We start from the raw sequence: 18112 nt of genomic DNA, 5'->3' as shown, positions 1-18112 counted from the left end.
ACATTGTCGGCTCGACTGTGGTCGATACCAACTGAATCCCAACGCACATCTCACTGCCCCTTCAACTCGCTCAGGATCAACGCTCGATGTGACATTTAACTGTCCTTATTTTTTTAGAACAACCTCAATAGGGTTCATAAAAAATTACTCAAATGTAAATATAGCACAATTTGTTGCAGTGGTGAAATGCTACTTCTTGTATTTCAACACCGGGGAGCGTCCTTTTTTGAAAATCTTGTTGCTGGCCCCCTTGCCCTTGCGCAGTTTTTTTTGCTCCTCACGGGGCAATGCATGTATTTCCTTGCACTCCACCGAACAGCAATTGTCCATGGCCGCGGCGCATTCCTCGCACTGTAAAAAAAGTAGGTGGCAGGCTTCATTGGCACAGTTGACATGGGTATCACAGGGTTTTCCGCATTGGTGGCAATGGGAGATCACATCTTCGGAAATGCGTTCGCCCCGTCGGTGGTCAAAAACAAAGTTTTTGCCCAGGAATTTGTTCTCTAGATTTTTTGCCTTCACCTGGCGGGTGTATTCGATGATCCCGCCCTCGAGCTGGAACACATTCTTGAACCCTTTGTGCTTGTAGTAGGCACTGGCCTTTTCGCAGCGGATGCCTCCCGTGCAGTACATCACCAGCTTTTTGTCCTCTTTATGCTCGGCCAAATCCCTTTCGATGATGTCCAAAGAATCCCGGAAGGTATCCACATCCGGGGTGATGGCGTTCTTGAAATGGCCTATTTCGCTTTCATAGTGGTTGCGCATGTCCACCAGCACGGTGTCCGGGTCTTCGATAAGCTCGTTGAACTGCTCCGCCCCCACATGGATCCCTTTGTTGGTCACGTCAAAAGTGCTGTCGTTCAGTCCATCGGCAACAATCTTGTTCCTGACCTTCACCTTCAGTTTCAAAAAAGATTTGTTGTCCTGTTCGATGGCGATGTTCAACCGGACGTTTTCCAGAAAAGAAATGCTGTCCAGATGGGCCTTGAACTTTTCAAAATGATCCGCAGGAACGGAAAGTTGGGCATTCACCCCTTCGTAGGCCACGTAGATCCGGCCCAGAACGTCCATTTCGTTCCAAGCAATGAACAAGTGGTTCCTCAAGATCTGCGGATTGCCAATGTGTGCGTATTTGTAGAAAGAGATAGTGAGCCGATCCTTGCCGGCTTCTTCAATGAGCTGTTCCCTTTCCCTTGCGCTTAACGTATTGTACAGTTGCATGCTATACCAATAATTTAAGCCTGCCTGTCGGCAGACAGGTTAAAGAATATTTTTCAATAAAAATGGCCACAAAGATAGGGATTCTTCCGGGCAGCAACGAAAAAGGACCCACAAATGGGCCCTTTTTTAAGCGTATTCCTTTCTTTTTCAAAGCGTAATTTTTCTCCCTCCTTGGCATTTCGGGCCCAAAGCGGCCCTATTGATATGAGTTAGTACCCCATAGATTCGATAAAATCAAAAAGGTTGCGTGGCTTTTGTCGTATGAAGAAAGAAATGGTATTTTAGCCTTCCTAATTATTTTAAAACCATGAGCAACGAGAAAGAAGCAAAACTGAAAGCCCTTAAACTGACCTTGGACAAACTGGACAAGACCTATGGCAAGGGTGCCGTGATGAAAATGGGCGATAGTGTGGTGGAAGATGTGGAGGTGATCCCTTCCGGATCGTTGGGATTGGACATTGCCCTTGGCGTGGGCGGTTATCCAAAGGGCCGGGTCATCGAGATCTATGGTCCAGAATCTTCCGGTAAGACGACCCTTACCCTTCATGCCATTGCCGAGGCCCAAAAAGCAGGTGGCATCGCGGCCTTTATCGATGCGGAACATGCCTTTGACCGTTTTTATGCCAAAAAATTGGGGGTCGATATCGATAACCTCATCATATCACAGCCCGACCATGGAGAGCAGGCACTTGAAATTGCCGAGAACCTCATCAGGTCTGGTGCCATAGACATCGTGATCGTGGATTCTGTTGCCGCGCTTACCCCAAAGAGTGAAATCGAGGGCGAAATGGGCGACTCCAAAATGGGTCTGCATGCCCGTTTGATGTCCCAAGCACTCCGAAAATTGACCTCGACCATCAGCAAGACCAAATGTACCGTGATCTTCATCAACCAGTTGCGGGAAAAAATAGGGGTGATGTTCGGAAACCCCGAGACCACCACGGGTGGAAACGCCCTAAAGTTCTATGCCTCTGTCCGGTTGGACATTCGACGCTCCACACAGATAAAGGACACCGATGGCGAAGTACAAGGGAACAAGACCCGTGTGAAGGTGGTGAAGAACAAGGTGGCCCCTCCTTTCAAGACCGCTGAGTTCGACATCATGTACGGTGAAGGTATTTCCAAGATCGGGGAAATCTTGGATTTGGGCGTGGCCTACGAGATCATCAAGAAAAGTGGTTCCTGGTTCAGCTATGGCGACACCAAGCTCGGACAGGGACGTGATGCCGTAAAGGCCCTGCTCATCGACAATCCCGAACTTTCCGAAGAACTTGAGGGCAAAATAAAGGAGGCCATAGCCGCCGTGAGCAAGTAAGCCTGCACACCCATCGGGGCAAATTAACTTTTGGTTGTGAAAATCCTACGCAACCCTTGTGTATATCGTACATCTAGGGAATAAAAAAGGATTTATATGAAAAAAGTGCTTGTGCCCATTTTATTGTTTGTGGCATGCTCATGGTTCAGCTCCTGTGATCTGGACGATGATTCCCCAAATTTTTACTTTGCTGCCCTTAATGCAGTGGAGGCAGATGTCCCTGAATCTTTTGAACTCGGAAAGACCTATGACATCGAAGTAACCTACGAAAGACCCAATGGTTGCACCTTCTTTGAAGGGTTTGATGTGACCAAGACCGATCAGACGGACCGCGATGTGGTGGTGATCGGCTCTGTGCTCACAGATGAGGAAAATGCATGCACCCAAGAAGTGACAGAGGTTGTGGCGACCTTAAAGTTCCACGTGATCTATACCGGCGAATACCACTTTAGGTTCTATGCCGGCGAAGACGAAAACGAAGAACCTATTTATTTGGAATACACTGTCCCGGTAGATCCGGAACCCACAAACTGAGTAGCAACAATCCAAAATTGACCAACATTTGGATCTTGAAGAGCTGATACATAATTGTAAAAAAGGAAAACGTCAGGCGCAGGCCGAACTATACCGGAGGTATTCGGGTGTACTCTTCGGTATGTGCCTGAAGTATTCCCGGAACAAGACGGAGGCAGAGGACAATCTGCACGATAGCTTCATGACCATTTTCAGCAAGATAGACCAGTATGGCTTTCAAGGTTCCTTTGAAGGATGGATCAAGCGGATAACGGTGAACACCGTGCTCCAAAAATACAGAAAGGAAAACCACCTCAACGTTGTTTCCGAAGAGATCGAGGACGATGCCGAGGTGGAAACCGATCAAGCGGACATCAGCCTGTCCACCCTTTTGGGATACATACAGGAACTGCCGCACAAATATAGGCTGACGTTCAATCTTTATGTCCTGGACGGATACAGCCATAAGGAAATCAGTGAGATGTTGGGGACATCCACTGGGACCTCAAAGTCGAACTTGGCAAGGGCCAAAAATATTTTGAGGGAGAAAATAGAAAAAGAAAAAATAAACATTGCTTAAGAACTTAACCATGGGGAAAAAGAATTTAGAGCAATTGTTCAGGGACACCTTCCGGGATTATCATGAGACCCCGGACGAAAAGGTGTGGAGGGCCATAGAGGCGTCCCTGGACAAGAAGAAGCAAAAGAAGCGGATTGTACCGATATGGTGGCAACTGGGGGGAGTTGCCGCAGCCTTGGTCGTACTATTGTATGTAATCGATCCATTTGGCGCGGACGTAAAACAAGATGTGGAGCAGACCATTACCGATACGGAAAATGGTGCCGATCCAACAACAGACAAGAAAACCAATCCAGAAGATTTCAACAAACCTTCAAGCGTTGCTGCAACAGAAAAATTGGCGGATTCTGATAAAAATGACATTCCCAAAACCCAAAGCAACCCAAATTCAGACAGTGGAGATTTCCGTACAACTTCAGAAGGGCATGTGGCCCAAACCGACAAAAAAACAACTCCCAATGAACAAATAACTACTCCCAACATCCAAAACCCAGGCGAAAAAGAGACCATGGCGGTCGCGGACAATGTCCAAGAAAGAAACAACATCGAACAGGACAAGGTTTCCCGTAAAGACACTCCATTGGACAACACATCCAACAACAGGGATGCCATTGCGCTCAACAAGACCCAGAACCAATCCTTGGAAAAAAGGTCCGGTTCCGATAATGTCAATGCCAAAAAAGAAGAGCAGGCCATTGCCCTGAACGAGGAGCAGAAAAAGCAAAAAGAGGAGTCCGGCAAAAAATCAATCTATGATGCCATCAAGGAGCAAGAAGCCGAAGAAGAACTCATCGCTGCTCAGGACAATTCCGGAAAATGGTCCGTTGGCCCATCCGTGGCCCCTGTATATTTTGGTGCTGCCGGTGACGGCTCCCCCATACATTCCGATTTTTCTTCCAACTCCAAGTCGGGGAACTTCAACTTGAGCTATGGCCTTACCGTGGCCTATGAAGTCGGGAAAAAAGTAAAGATCCGCTCAGGAGTACACAAGGTGAACTATGGGTATGACACCAACGACGTTGTTTTTTCCTCGGCATTGCGGTCTTCCTCGAACGAAATGTTCGCCAACATCGATTACCGTCAAAACGCAGAAATCCTTGTGGTCCAAAGTGCCAACAAGTCCTATAGCAGCCCAATTACTTCGGATGCCAAAGAGGTGCTGAACGCAACTGCTGCCTTTGATGGGAAAATGGTACAGCAACTGGGGTACATTGAAGTTCCCGTGGAAGTCAACTATGCACTGGTGGACAAAAAATTTGGTGTGGACCTCATTGGAGGGGTCAGTTCGCTGTTCCTCGTGGACAATTCCGTGCTATTGGAATCGCAGGACCTGGTCACCGAAGTGGGCGAGGCGAACAATGCAAACTCTGTGAATTTCAGTGCCAACGTGGGCATGGGCCTCAACTATGAGTTCTCCCCAAAGGTACAATTGAATATAGAACCCGTGTTCAAATACCAGTTGAACACCTTTTCCAATACTGCTGGCGTGTTCCAACCCTTTTCCATTGGGGTGTATAGCGGCGTCAGTTTCAAGTTTTAGGAAACAAAAGGTTGGTTAGGACGATTGCACCTTTATGCAATCAACCAAGTGCCCTGCTTTTTTGGCGGGGCACTTTTTTTGTGCTGTAATCGTACACAAATTTTTAGTACTTTGACTACCAAATACTAACCTCCAAAAATGGCGTGAAAAACAATCAGTTTGAAGACATTCTCCTTTATTTCTCAAAATCGCTATTGGGAAAGGAGAGTGAGGAAGACATCCTCTGGGACGTGGTGAAAAACTGTATCTCCAAATTAGGGTTTGTGGACTGCGTCATCTATATCATTGAGAAAGGCGTCTTGGTCCAGAAAGCGGCCCATGGGCCGAAAAACCCAAAGGACAAAGCACTTTACCACCCTATTGAAATCGCTCTGGGCAGTGGGATCACAGGGCATGTTGCCCAAACGGGAAAGGCGGAAATAATCAACGACACATCCAAGGACCCCCGCTATATTGAGGACGATGCAGCAAGACTTTCCGAAATCTGTGTACCGATTGCCTGTGATGATGTCATTTATGGTGTGATCGATTGTGAACATCCCGAAAAAAACTTCTTTAGGGCACACCATCTCAAAATGCTATCGGCCATTGCATCCATCAGTGCCATAAAGATCAAAAGTGTGCGGGCCAGTGAGGAAGTGTTGGAGAAACAGGAGAAACTGCTTAAAATTAGGGAAGAAATGCTGGAACTGAAACTCAGGGCACTGAACTCCCAATTGAATCCACACTTTGTGTTCAACTCTCTCAATGCCATCCAATATTTTGTGACTTCGGAGAAAAAAAAGCTGGCACTCGAATATTTGTCCGCCTTTAGTAGGCTCGTAAGGTTCTATTTAAAGCAGTTGGGAAAGGATACGGTCACCCTTTCCAATGAAATAGATATGCTGCACTGGTACCTTAAGCTCCAGAAGCTTCGGTATGACAATTCGTTTGAATATGATATCTCCATCGAAAAGGAGGTAAGCCAGGAAGAGGCCATGATCCCTGCCTTGGTGGTCCATATTCTTTTTGAGAACATTATTGAACAGTCCATGTTCAGCCATCAAAAAAACCAGCACTACACTATTTCGTTTAAAATCTCCGAACATACCGTGTCCCTATCCATCGACCACTATATTGCAGATTCCATGAACTATTCCCGTCCCGAATACAGGGAGGGCATTTTAAAATGGCAGGATGAGGTAGAGCTTTTGAACTCTGTCAAGAACTATAATATAGTGACCAAGGTCACTGACGACCTTCAAGGAAATGTCCACAAAAGAAACATTACCCTAAACCTCCCCAATCTGACATAGGTTTTATCGAAATTTCCACGTCCTCAATACAATTTGTTCTCGGATAGGCAATTTTTATATTATTGAGACAGCGTGTTATTTGGAAAGCTCCGCTAAAATGATATCTCTTACCTCTTCCCTTAAGGTTGAAGTGTCCTCTATACTGAGAATGCCCGTTTCAAAAAAGTGGTGCACCTTTGCCCTTATCCTTCCAGGACCGCCATGGTTCAAGGTAAAAGGGAACCGTTTTTTATTGTCATGGAATGTCATGGGAACCACTGGGATCTTGTGGGCAATCGCCATTTTGAAGGCCCCGTCCTTGAACTCGTCCAGCACAATCTCTTCCTCCGGCACCCCGCCTTCAGGAAATATACAGATGCTGAGCCCTTGGTCCAACCTGCGCTGCGCGCGACGATACACTCCAGTTCGACTGCGTATGTCGTCCCTGTCCACCATGATACAGACCCTTTTGTAGAAAAACCCGAAAATGGGAATCTTTACCAATTCTTTTTTGCCCACAAACACAAAGGGGTTTCTGCTCACTACCAACATCAGCATAATATCCAACATACTGGCATGGTTGGCCACCAACATATAGCTCTTTCCCCTTTCCATCTGTTGCTCCCTTGTTATCTGGGGAAAACATCCCATCCCGAACAGAATGGGCCTAGCCCAGAGATTACGTGCCATCCAGAAGAATTGCGGATAAGTCCGTTCCGTTAGTGTGGCCAACAATAGAAAGGGGAAAAACAGAAAAATGGGAATGGCCACTAGCAGATAGAACCATATCCGGTAAAGTATCTGCCCTATATGTCCAATCACGTTAAGCATATGCTAATGTAAAGTTTTTGGGTCTCTTTATTACACATCAATCACCATCCATATCACTTAAAATGGGTTTCTGAAAGAACAATCCTGTCTCACTGGGCTTTGTCTCTTTTTTTATACCTAGGTGATGCGTACTTTTACGGGCAAAAGTAGAACATGGCCCGAATCCTCACAGGAATACAAAGCACAGGCACGCCTCACTTGGGAAATATTTTGGGAGCGATAGCACCCGCCATTGAAATGGCAAAGGATCCCAAAAACGATTCTTTTCTTTTCATTGCTGATATGCACTCGCTCACCCAAATCAAAGATGGAGAACTCTTGCGAAACAACACCTATGCCATTGCCGCCGCTTGGTTGGCCTTTGGCCTGGATATCGAAAAAACTGTTTTTTATAGGCAGAGTGACATTCCACAAACTGCCGAGCTGGCCTGGTACCTGAGCTGCTTTTTCCCCTATCAGAGGTTGACCTTGGCCCATTCCTTCAAGGACAAGGCCGATCGTTTAGAGGATGTGAACGCCGGACTTTTTACCTACCCCATGCTCATGGCCGCCGATATATTGCTCTACGATGCCGATATCGTTCCCGTGGGCAAGGACCAGCTCCAACACTTGGAAATGACCCGCGATGTGGCGGCACGCTTCCACAACCAAATGGGCGAGACCTTTGTGATGCCCGAGGCCAAGGTGCATGAACAGACCATGTACGTTCCCGGCACCGACGGTGAAAAAATGAGCAAGAGCCGGGGCAACCTCATCAACCTGTTCCAACCCGACAAAAAGCTCCGAAAGGAAATCATGGGCATTGTGACCGACAGCACCCCTATGGAAGATCCGAAGGACCCTAGCAAAGACAACGTGTTTGCCCTCTACAAACTTTTGGCCTCCCCAGAACAAGTGGAAGAGATGAGTGCCAACTACTTGGCGGGAAATTATGGTTATGGCCATGCCAAGCAGGCCCTATACGAACTTATCCTACAAAAGTTTGAAGAGCCCCGCGAAAAATTTGAGTACTACATGAACCACACCGAGGAAGTGGACGAAGCCCTTGCCATTGGAGCCGAAAAGGCCCGAAAAGTGGCGAATGCTGTTTTGGCAAGGGTACGGGAGAAGTTGGGGTACTAAAAGCTATACATTCAGGAGTCAAGTTCAAGTGCAATCCCATCTTATGAATTCGTGGAACTTGTGTCATTCTGATCCAATCCTTCCTTGTTTTGATGGTTCTATTGTACCAAATATTGAACAGCTTCAACGTATTTCGAGGCATTGGTCGGATCCTCCCTATTATTTCCATATGCAAAAAAATGGGTCAGCTATTGGAAACAGTCGAGTAATTCCCAAAAACCAAGATAAGCTGTGGTTCTTTTCCGTTCAACTGCAGTCCAAAATAGATTGACTGTTCTGTGGTATCCCCGTTCGATGAACGGCAACAGGAAGCCCGTATGTTCCTCAAATATTTTATGCAAAACAGGATGAATGTCCTAATTTGAACGACCAAAAGGCAAGGTTTTGGCCCTTTTTCTGTACCTCATCCTTCAGTTGAAAATTGAACTTATTTCGCCGTCCAAAATTGGAAAATATCCCCTTAGATCGCTTCGAACATTTTACCGGGCAATGGTCGGATCACGCCCTTCATTTCCATGCCCAAAAGTGTGGACGAAGTTTTGAAAATGGGCAGATTGCACTCCAAGGCCACGGTATCCAGTAACTGTTTCCCGTTCAACTGCAGATAGGAGTAGATAGACTGTTCTGTTGCATCCAACTCGATGAACAGCTGTTTTTGCACAGTTGCACCCTCCTTTTTTTCTTCCAAATCCCACCCCAAAAGATAGATTAGGTCGGCTGCGGAGGTGAGCATGTGGGCCTTTTGGCCCTTAATCAGGTCATTACATCCCTTGCTGAGCTTGTCCGTGCTTCTTCCAGGGACGGCAAACACCTCCCTGTTGTAACCGTTCGCCAGATCGGCCGTGACCAGACTGCCCCCTTTCTCGGCAGATTCCACCACGATCGTGGCCTCGCTCATTCCGGCAATGATGCGGTTCCGCCGTAAAAAATTCTCCCGATCTGGCTTGCTCGTACTCCAGAACTCGGTCACAAAACCACCGTTTTCCTCCATCTTCTTTTGGTATTTCTTGTGGGCCTTCGGATAGATTTGGTTAAGGCCATGGGCGAGGCAGGCAATGGTCTGCAATCCTTTTTCCATTGCCGCTCGCTGCACCGCAATGTCCACCCCGTATGCAAACCCACTGACAATGATGGGGTTCATCGGCGCAATCTCCTCGATAAAGGCTTCGCAGAAGGAAGCACCATAATTGGTCACGTTCCTAGTGCCCACCACACTGATCAATCGTTGTTTTCCCAAATCGATGTTTCCCCGCTGAAAAAGTAGGATAGGGCCATCCACACAATGTTTGAGGTAAGTGGGATAATCCTCTTCCATAAAATAGGACACCTTGATCTTTTCTTTGGAAAGAAAGTTGTATTCGGATTCGGCTTCTTTGAGGTGTCCGGGATCGTGAAGGGCCTTTAGGGTCAGCTTCCCAATACCGTCGATCTTTAGAAGGTGGTGCAGTTTGTCCTCAAAAACTGCGGTTGGACTTCCGCAGTGTGCAATCAGTTTCTTGGCCGTTACATCCCCGATGTTGGGAATGGCCTGTAGCCGTAGGGCCGCAATAATTTCAGGTTCAGTCATTTGATTTGGGCGTCAAAGTTGTTCACAAAATACGGTTTTTCAAATGTTGAAAAAAAGTGGGGCCGCCTGTTTTGTACTCTTTCTTTTTTTACAATATTTGTTCCCATGCGGATTGATGCCTACATAGAAAAATTGTTGTTTGAGTACAATTGTGTCGTGGTTCCCGGATTTGGGGCCTTTTTGGCGCACAGCACTTCCGCAAAGATCGATGCTTCCACAAGCACATTGATCCCTCCTTCCAAAACGCTTTCCTTCAATGCCCAACTTTCCAAAAATGATGGCCTGTTGGTCTCTTACATTGCCAAGGAAAAAAAACTGGGTTATGAGGAAATGTTGGGAGAAGTGGAAGAAGTGGCCAAAAATTGGAACACAAAACTGGAAAAAGGGGAGAGCATCGAGGTTTTTGGTATCGGAAAGCTTTGGCACAACAAGGAACGTAGAATCCAGTTCCAACCTGAAAATACCACCAATTTCCTGACTTCATCTTTCGGCCTGTCCACATTTGTGGCAACACCCATACAGCGAGAAGTGCTCAAAGTAGAGGTGGAAGAGCTCGAGGAACGAATCCCGTTCATCATCACTCCGGAAAAACGCGAAGCATCGCCCTTCCGTCCTTGGTTGAAATATGCCGCCATTCTATTATTGGCCGTTTCCCTGGGAGTTACCTCTTATCGCACCTATGGTGATTTCCAACAAAAGGAGGTTGCCGCACAACAGGATGCCCAACAAGAGGTTTCCCGTTTGATCCAAGAGGCCACATTCTTTGAAAGTGCTCCATTGGAACTTCCTGCCATCAACATTGAGGTCACCAAAAGGCAATTGGGCAAGCACCATGTGATCGCAGGTGCCTTCCGCGAGGCCGCAAATGCCGAAAAAAGGGTGGACGAGCTCAAGGAAAAGGGGTACAATGCCTTCTACTTGGGCGAAAACCGATATGGCCTCCACCAAGTGGCCTATGACAGTTTCGAAGACCCCAAAGAGGCTTTGACCTTTTTGAAGCAAGTAAAAGCCACGGAATCAAGGGATGCCTGGTTGCTTTCGGAGAAATAACCCTCCTTTCTTTAAAACCATTCCACACTTCAATATCTTTGCGCAAAATTTAAAGTATGCGCGCTAAAACCCCAAGTGAATCACGCACCGTGATGACCGATTTGGTATTGCCCAGTGAAACCAATCCCCTGAACAATCTTTTTGGCGGGGAACTCTTGGCCCGTATGGACAGAGCGGCCAGTATTGCCGCCCGCCGACATAGTCGTAGGATCACGGTTACTGCTTCAGTGAACCATGTGGCCTTCAATCGGGCCGTGCCCTTGGGCAGTGTGGTGACCGTGGAGGCTGCGGTTTCCAGGGCCTTTACCACCTCCATGGAAATCTTTATCGATGTGTGGATCGAGGATCGTTTTACCGGCGAGCGCACCAAGGCCAATGAGGCCATTTATACTTTTGTGGCGGTCGATGATACCGGAAAACCTACCGAAGTCCCTCCTTTGGAGCCGGAGACCGCTCTGGAAAAAGAACGCTTTGCCGCCGCCTTGAGAAGAAAACAGTTGAGTCTGGTTCTGGCAGGTAAATTGAAGCCATCAGATGCCACGGAACTGAAGGCACTGTTCGTTTCCTAGAAGTCGAAATTGTCCGGATCGGGCCCAAACCGCTTGCCCCGGTCCAGTTTGTCCAAGGCTTGGATATCTTCTTCGGTCAGCTCAAAGTCAAAAATGTTGGCGTTGGCGACAATGCGTTCCTTTTTAGATGATTTTGGGATGGTGACCACTCCTTTTTGAAGGTCCCACCGCAAGGCGACCTGCGCTATGGTCTTGTTGTATTTCGCGGCCATCTTTTTCATGATATCAAGGTCGAAGATGTTTCCTTGCATCAACGGGGACCACGCTTCGTATTGAATGCCCTTCGCGTTGCAGAAATCGACCAGATCCTGTTGGACCAGATAGGGATGGAACTCCATTTGGTTGACCATGGGAACGATTTTGACCGAGGTCAACAAATCTTCCAACTGGTGCTTCAAAAAATTGCTCACGCCAATGGCCCGGACGCGCTTTTCTTTATACAGCTGTTCCAATGCCTTCCAAGTTTCCTTGGACAGTTCCCCTTTGGGCCAATGGATCAAATAGAGATCCAGATAATCGGTTCCCAAACGTTTCAAGCTGGCATCGAATGCTTTCAGTGTGGAATCGTAGCCCTGATCCGTGTTCCACACCTTACTGACCAGGAAAACATCCTTGCGGTCCACATTGCTTTCCTTGATGCCTGTACCAACACCTTCTTCGTTATGGTAAATGGCGGCCGTGTCGATGTGCCTGTAACCATGGTTCAGGGCAGCCTTTACCGCATTGATGACTTCGCTCCCATCTTTGGATTGATATACCCCCAATCCAAAATAGGGCATGTGGACCCCATTGTGCAGTTCAAAGGAGCCTTGTAAATCGGTAATCTTTTTCATGGGTTATAATTGATAGATCCAATCTTCCGGATTGAGGCGACTGGAATCCTTATAAAGATAAAACTTCAATTTGGTAGTACCGTCAAACCGATTGGTATTTATATCTCCCAATATATCCTTGGCCACGACTTTGTCGCCCTTCTTTACATATACGGTGGAGAGGTTATAGTAGGTGCTGATGTAATTCCCGTGTTTGACGGTCACGCCTTTACTGCCTCCCGGAACGGAAATGATGGCGATCACTTCCCCTTCAAAAATGGCCCTGGCCTTGCTCCCTTTGTCGGTGGTTATGGTCACCCCGTTGTTCTGGTGCTTAATGCCCGGGTAGAGTTTGTCCGCATATACCCCATATCCTTGGCTCTTGATGCCTTTTTCCACGGGCCAGATGAGCCTTCCCTTGTTGGAGGAAAAGTTGTCGGCCACCAATTTGGCCTCTGGGGTCAATGCAAAAGTGGTGCTACTGGTGGATTTTCCGGAACTCTTGTTGGAACTCGCAATGGCACTCTTGATCAATCGTTCTATCTCTCGGTCTATCCTGCGGGCCTCTTTTTGCTTTTCGGCTATGGTAGCGGTGTATTTTGCCTCGTTTTGCTTAACGCTCCTCAAAAGGCTGCGTTGCGCCTCCACTTCTTTGGAAAGTTCATCCTTCGCCCTCGTGTTTTCGGCCAGGAGCTGTTCTTTTTCCTTTCGTTGCACTACCAGATCTTGGTTCAGCTTGGCCAATTCCTCAGTTTTTGTGATGATGTTCTCCCCTTGTTTTTTTCGATGCTTGGCATATTGCTGCATGTATTGGAGCCGTTTGAAAGCCTGATAGAAGTTCTCTGCCGACAGAAGGAACATCAACCGGTTGCTCTGGGATTTGTTCTGGTACGTCTTCTGGATGAGTTCCGCATAATCCTCTTTCAGCGTGTTCAGGTCTTCCCTGAGCTTACTGATGTTCCTGATGTTCACATTGATCTGTCGATTGAGCAAATTGGATTGCTGGTTGGTGACCCTGATCAGCTCTTGACGCACATTGATTTTGTTGTCCAAGGCCTCCATTTGGTCCAAAATGGTGCCCTTTTCCTTGCGCTCGGCAAAAAGCAATCTGTTGATTTCCTTGATTTCCTGTTGTAACCGTTCCCGTTTGGCCTCCAACGCCTTCTTCGTTATGGTAAATGGCGGCCGTGTCGATGTGCCTGTAACCATGGTTCAGGGCAGCCTTTACCGCATTGATGACTTCGCTCCCATCTTTGGATTGATATACCCCCAATCCAAAATAGGGCATGTGGACCCCATTGTGCAGTTCAAAGGAGCCTTGTAAATCGGTAATCTTTTTCATGGGTTATAATTGATAGATCCAATCTTCCGGATTGAGGCGACTGGAATCCTTATAAAGATAAAACTTCAATTTGGTAGTACCGTCAAACCGATTGGTATTTATATCTCCCAATATATCCTTGGCCACGACTTTGTCGCCCTTCTTTACATATACGGTGGAGAGGTTATAGTAGGTGCTGATGTAATTCCCGTGTTTGACGGTCACGCCTTTACTGCCTCCCGGAACGGAAATGATGGCGATCACTTCCCCTTCAAAAATGGCCCTGGCCTTGCTCCCTTTGTCGGTGGTTATGGTCACCCCGTTGTTCTGGTGCTTAATGCCCGGGTAGAGTTTGTCCGCATATACCCCATATCCTTGGCTCTTGATGCCTTTTTCCACGGGCCAGATGAGCCTTCCCTTGTTGGAGGAAAAGTTGTCGGCCACCAATTTGGCCTCTGGGGTCAATGCAAAAGTGGTGCTACTGGTGGATTTTCCGGAACTCTTGTTGGAACTCGCAATGGCACTCTTGATCAATCGTTCTATCTCTCGGTCTATCCTGCGGGCCTCTTTTTGCTTTTCGGCTATGGTAGCGGTGTATTTTGCCTCGTTTTGCTTAACGCTCCTCAAAAGGCTGCGTTGCGCCTCCACTTCTTTGGAAAGTTCATCCTTCGCCCTCGTGTTTTCGGCCAGGAGCTGTTCTTTTTCCTTTCGTTGCACTACCAGATCTTGGTTCAGCTTGGCCAATTCCTCAGTTTTTGTGATGATGTTCTCCCCTTGTTTTTTTCGATGCTTGGCATATTGCTGCATGTATTGGAGCCGTTTGAAAGCCTGATAGAAGTTCTCTGCCGACAGAAGGAACATCAACCGGTTGCTCTGGGATTTGTTCTGGTACGTCTTCTGGATGAGTTCCGCATAATCCTCTTTCAGCGTGTTCAGGTCTTCCCTGAGCTTACTGATGTTCCTGATGTTCACATTGATCTGTCGATTGAGCAAATTGGATTGCTGGTTGGTGACCCTGATCAGCTCTTGACGCACATTGATTTTGTTGTCCAAGGCCTCCATTTGGTCCAAAATGGTGCCCTTTTCCTTGCGCTCGGCAAAAAGCAATCTGTTGATTTCCTTGATTTCCTGTTGTAACCGTTCCCGTTTGGCCTCCAACGCCTTCTGCTCACTGGTCTGGGCAAATGAAGGTGGCGATACAAAAAATATAAGTATCAGATAATAAAAACAATACGAAGTTTTAACTTTCATATTACTTTAATGTAATTTTATCAAAACCATTGGGCACTTTGTACGGAAAACTCATGGGTTTGTTCAACTCAATGTTTCGGAAACTCAAATCAATCATGGTCAATTCTCCCTCGTCTTCGGCCAATATCTTAATGTCCTCTGGCAAAGCATTTCCCAAAACATCCTGATAGGTATATTTTGCTTGCAGCTGTCTGGATTTTTCGGGTTGGGCTATTTGCTGTGTCGAAATTTTAAAGTTTTTGGGCTCCAGTTGGAAAAGGATCTTGAAAAGTTGTCCGACCTTTTTGGGTTTCAGTTGGTAACCGCCCCCATAGATTTCCGAGTCGTATTTGTCCTTTCTCAGATCCAAAACGGCATTGCCCAGCAACAGGTTCTGTACTTTTTCAAAATCCAGATCGGTACCCAAAAGTTGACTCAGGTAGCTAAAATCGCCATCGAAATATTCATTCTGTAATTTGTTGTAGAAAGACACTTTCTCGGGGGTAATATGTGCTTTCACCACTCCAAGGGGTGCACTGATCCAAATCACCTTGTCCTTTTCCATCCTCAGGGTCACGTTCACGCCCTGCGATTCATCCCCATTGGCATAATCGATCTTTACGCGACCGCTCAGCGTCTTAAAATTCGGCTGGTTGGAATAGTGGTTGTTGATGATGTTCCTTGCCGATAAACTTGGATCCACTTCACCTCCAGTCACCGTCTTGGTGCTCCTACATGCCCCTAGTGTGAGCACTAAAAGCATCACTCCCATTATTTTTATGCCAATATTTTTGTGTCGCATTATAATCCAGAATTGATCTTGTTCAAATATTCATTGGCTTTCTTTGTGTTGCCGATTTTTGTGTATGCTTTGGAAAGCTCCCTAAATATGCTGCTTTCCAAGGCTTCATCGTCCAAAAGGTAATCCAACCCACTCTCCAAGACCTCAATGGCCTTGTTGGAATCCCCGGTATTGTTGAGTGCCGTTCCGTAAGCGAAATAAAAATAGGGCTGAAGGGGGTAGCTGTCCAAGGCTTCTTTTGAAACAGCGAGCATGCCCTTGTAATCTGACCGGGACAGCAGTTCCTCAATTTGTGTGCGCAATGCGGTCACTGGGTCGTTCTTGTCCGCAATTTGCTTCTCTTCAATTGGCGTCGCTGGCTTTTGGATGCTTTTTTGAATTGAATCGTTGATTTTTCGAGTTAGTTCACTGGTCAGCGCGGCATTATCTATTTCCTTCAACACCGCAAGGGCTTCCTCATATTTTTTCATTTTGAAAAAAGAAACCGCCATGTTCTCCCTCAATTTGTTGTTCCCATAAGGTATTTGTTCCTTGATGGAAGCCCATGGACTGCCCTGCTTGTCCAAAATGGTGAGTAGGTTGTCCAAATACCAATAATCCGTAGGCTCGGACAACAAGGCCTCAATGGCATACTGTTGCGCTTGGATGTATTTTTTGTCCTGCAAATAGGCCTTGGCCAGTTCATAGTCCACCACGCTATTGTCGGGCTGCAATTGTTTGCATTTTAGGAACAGGTCTATGGCACGATCGTAGTTTTGTATGCCCTTTTGTTTGAGTCCCTCGAAGAAATTTTCCTGAAACTCATCGGTATATTCTTCGAGATAGACCTCGGCACTTTCTTCTTCTTGGGCATAGGTCGAATAGGACATCAGTATAGATGCTCCCAAAACCATCCCAACAAGAAGTTTCTTTTTCATATTGACATCCTAAGTCCCCATCAAACTAAAATCTATTTCAAAATCATTCCAAAACGGAATAATCCCCGATGCTAATGGATTCAAAATTACCATTAAAAACAACATGGTTGCCGATCATGGCATTGTCCAGGTTGGCATTGTAAATTTTACTGTCGCTTTGGATGATGCTGTTCTTTATAGTGGCATTTTCCAATATGGTATTGGCCCCGACCGACACATAGGGTCCTACCGTTGTATTTTTGAGCACCACATTCTCCCCGATAAAACAGGGTTCAATGATGTTTGCATTTTCCTGCTTCACCGAACTGGCAATCATGTTTTCACCTTCCTTTTCCAAAAAGCCCAGCATGCGTTGGTTGGTTTCCACGGTCACATTCTTGTTGCCACAGTCCATCCATTCGTCCACTTTACCGGGAACAAATTTCATGCCTTTTTCCATCATGCGCTTGATCCCGTCATTGATCTGATATTCCCCGCCGTTGGTAATGTCATTGTCCAAGACATGTTGCAACTCATTTTTGAGGACTCCCACATCTTTAAAATAATAAATACCGATCACGGCAAGATCGGAAACGAACTCTTTTGGCTTTTCCACCAGTTCCACAATGTGATGGTCTGTGTTCAGCTTGACCACTCCGTAGGCCTCAGGTTGATCCACTTGTTTTACCCATATCACACTATCCGCTGACTTGTCAAGATCAAAATCGGCACGGATCAAAGTGTCTGCATAAGCAATCACGGCAGGTCCGTTGAGAGATTCCTTGGCACTCATGATGGCATGGCCCGTACCCAATGGTTGGTCCTGTCGGTAAATGGAGCCTTTGGCACCCAATTCTTCGGCCAGCTGCATGAGACTTTCCACCACATCGTCGCCAAAAAAGGCCGGATCGCCCAAAATGAAGGCTACTTCCTCAATGGGTTCGCCCAATACTTTGGCAATATCGCTCACCAATCGGTGGACAATGGGTTTGCCCGCCACTGGAATGAGCGGTTTTGGGACGGTCAAAGTGTGTGGTCTCAAACGGGAACCTCTTCCCGCCATGGGTACGATTATTTTCATACTTTACCACCTGCGAAGGCAGGTGTCTCATTTTTTGTTGTTAAACTTTTCTATTCTCACCTTGATGAAACAAGGTTTATCGCAACTTGTTATGGTTCAATCTCCAGTTAAGACTAATGTCAACCCAGTTAGGGTTAAAACTGTCGATTACGTTGACTTTCCAATCTCTCTTCCATTTTTTCATTTGCCTTTCGCGCTTTACGGCCTCTCCACCATCTATAAACTCTTCAAAATAGACCAATTTATCACAATTGTATTTGGCGGTAAAAGACCTTGGATAGACTTTCAACTTATGTTCTTTCACTCTTTCGTCAAGATTGTCCGTAACACCTATGTAAAGCACTTCGTTTGCTTTGTTGGTCATTATATAAACATTCCAAAGTTTCAT

The 18112-nt window shown here is 46.6% G+C and carries 18 protein-coding genes and 1 pseudogene; 8 read left to right on the top strand and 11 right to left on the bottom strand.

The window, feature by feature from the left end:
• Positions 1–189: 189 nt before the first annotated feature.
• Positions 190–1221: an oxygen-dependent tRNA uridine(34) hydroxylase TrhO gene (gene trhO, locus SD450_RS03375; RefSeq protein ID WP_318343225.1), complete on the bottom strand. Its 1032-nt coding sequence runs from the start codon at positions 1219–1221 to the stop codon at positions 190–192.
• 307 nt (positions 1222–1528) lie between these two features.
• Between trhO and recA the strand changes: the two genes are divergently transcribed.
• From recA to SD450_RS03350, 5 genes are all read left to right on the top strand, one after another.
• On the top strand, positions 1529–2536 hold the full coding sequence (recA, locus tag SD450_RS03370; protein ID WP_318343224.1) for a recombinase RecA: 1008 nt from the start codon (positions 1529–1531) through the stop codon (positions 2534–2536).
• Positions 2537–2632: 96 nt separating this feature from the next.
• Complete coding sequence (locus SD450_RS03365) at positions 2633–3070, top strand: hypothetical protein (RefSeq protein WP_318343223.1); 438 nt, start codon at positions 2633–2635, stop codon at positions 3068–3070.
• A gap of 28 nt (positions 3071–3098) precedes the next feature.
• On the top strand, positions 3099–3629 hold the full coding sequence (locus SD450_RS03360; RefSeq protein WP_318343222.1) for an RNA polymerase sigma factor: 531 nt from the start codon (positions 3099–3101) through the stop codon (positions 3627–3629).
• Complete coding sequence (locus tag SD450_RS03355; protein ID WP_318343221.1) at positions 3622–5169, top strand: outer membrane beta-barrel protein; 1548 nt, start codon at positions 3622–3624, stop codon at positions 5167–5169. Before SD450_RS03360 ends, SD450_RS03355 begins: the two co-directional genes overlap by 8 nt.
• A gap of 143 nt (positions 5170–5312) precedes the next feature.
• Positions 5313–6464 carry a histidine kinase gene (locus tag SD450_RS03350; protein WP_318343220.1) on the top strand — a complete coding sequence of 384 codons (1152 nt, stop codon included), beginning with the start codon at positions 5313–5315 and terminating at the stop codon, positions 6462–6464.
• Between the two features lie 75 nt (positions 6465–6539).
• Here the strand turns inward: SD450_RS03350 and SD450_RS03345 are convergent, their stop codons facing one another.
• Entirely contained in the window at positions 6540–7274 is a 735-nt protein-coding gene (locus tag SD450_RS03345; protein WP_318343219.1) for a lysophospholipid acyltransferase family protein, read from the bottom strand.
• Positions 7275–7427: 153 nt separating this feature from the next.
• On the opposite strand from SD450_RS03345, the gene trpS reads away from it, so the two are divergent.
• Positions 7428–8396, top strand: coding sequence for a tryptophan--tRNA ligase (gene trpS / locus SD450_RS03340; protein WP_318343218.1), 969 nt, complete (start codon positions 7428–7430; stop codon positions 8394–8396).
• A gap of 460 nt (positions 8397–8856) precedes the next feature.
• Here the strand turns inward: trpS and dprA are convergent, their stop codons facing one another.
• Positions 8857–9963, bottom strand: a complete 1107-nt coding sequence (gene dprA / locus SD450_RS03335) for a DNA-processing protein DprA (protein ID WP_318343217.1) — start codon at positions 9961–9963, stop codon at positions 8857–8859.
• Positions 9964–10068: 105 nt separating this feature from the next.
• Between dprA and SD450_RS03330 the strand changes: the two genes are divergently transcribed.
• Both SD450_RS03330 and SD450_RS03325 read left to right on the top strand, forming a co-directional pair.
• Positions 10069–11013: an HU domain-containing protein gene (locus SD450_RS03330; protein ID WP_318343216.1), complete on the top strand. Its 945-nt coding sequence runs from the start codon at positions 10069–10071 to the stop codon at positions 11011–11013.
• Between the two features lie 56 nt (positions 11014–11069).
• Entirely contained in the window at positions 11070–11582 is a 513-nt protein-coding gene (locus SD450_RS03325; RefSeq protein WP_151890291.1) for an acyl-CoA thioesterase, read from the top strand.
• Here the strand turns inward: SD450_RS03325 and SD450_RS03320 are convergent.
• The 8 genes and pseudogenes from SD450_RS03320 to SD450_RS03285 all read right to left on the bottom strand — a co-directional run bounded on the left by SD450_RS03320 (position 11579) and on the right by SD450_RS03285 (position 18112).
• Entirely contained in the window at positions 11579–12415 is an 837-nt protein-coding gene (locus SD450_RS03320) for an aldo/keto reductase (protein WP_318343215.1), read from the bottom strand. The genes SD450_RS03325 and SD450_RS03320 overlap by 4 nt on opposite strands.
• A 3-nt stretch (positions 12416–12418) precedes the next feature.
• The gene (locus SD450_RS03315) at positions 12419–13603 is read right to left on the bottom strand and encodes a murein hydrolase activator EnvC family protein (RefSeq protein WP_318343214.1); all 1185 of its coding nucleotides are present in this window, start codon (positions 13601–13603) and stop codon (positions 12419–12421) included.
• Positions 13599–13682: pseudogene (locus SD450_RS03310) on the bottom strand (aldo/keto reductase); the annotation flags it as partial. The gene SD450_RS03315 and the pseudogene SD450_RS03310, both read right to left, overlap by 5 nt.
• A 57-nt stretch (positions 13683–13739) precedes the next feature.
• Positions 13740–14966, bottom strand: coding sequence for a murein hydrolase activator EnvC family protein (locus SD450_RS03305; RefSeq protein ID WP_318343213.1), 1227 nt, complete (start codon positions 14964–14966; stop codon positions 13740–13742).
• A 1-nt stretch (position 14967) separates the two neighbouring features.
• Positions 14968–15708 (bottom strand): DUF4292 domain-containing protein, encoded by a 741-nt coding sequence (locus SD450_RS03300; RefSeq protein WP_318343212.1) that lies wholly within the window; start codon positions 15706–15708, stop codon positions 14968–14970.
• A gap of 38 nt (positions 15709–15746) precedes the next feature.
• Positions 15747–16664 (bottom strand): tetratricopeptide repeat protein, encoded by a 918-nt coding sequence (locus tag SD450_RS03295; RefSeq protein WP_318343211.1) that lies wholly within the window; start codon positions 16662–16664, stop codon positions 15747–15749.
• A 43-nt stretch (positions 16665–16707) separates the two neighbouring features.
• A complete protein-coding gene (locus tag SD450_RS03290; RefSeq protein WP_318343210.1) occupies positions 16708–17724 on the bottom strand; it encodes a sugar phosphate nucleotidyltransferase in 1017 nt (338 codons plus the stop codon).
• A 76-nt stretch (positions 17725–17800) separates the two neighbouring features.
• A complete protein-coding gene (locus SD450_RS03285) occupies positions 17801–18112 on the bottom strand; it encodes a GIY-YIG nuclease family protein (protein ID WP_318343209.1) in 312 nt (103 codons plus the stop codon).

The sequence above is a fragment of the Flagellimonas baculiformis genome (assembly GCF_033441575.1).
GTDB lineage: Bacteria > Bacteroidota > Bacteroidia > Flavobacteriales > Flavobacteriaceae > Flagellimonas > Flagellimonas baculiformis.
This window is presented reverse-complemented; position numbering and strand designations above follow the sequence as displayed.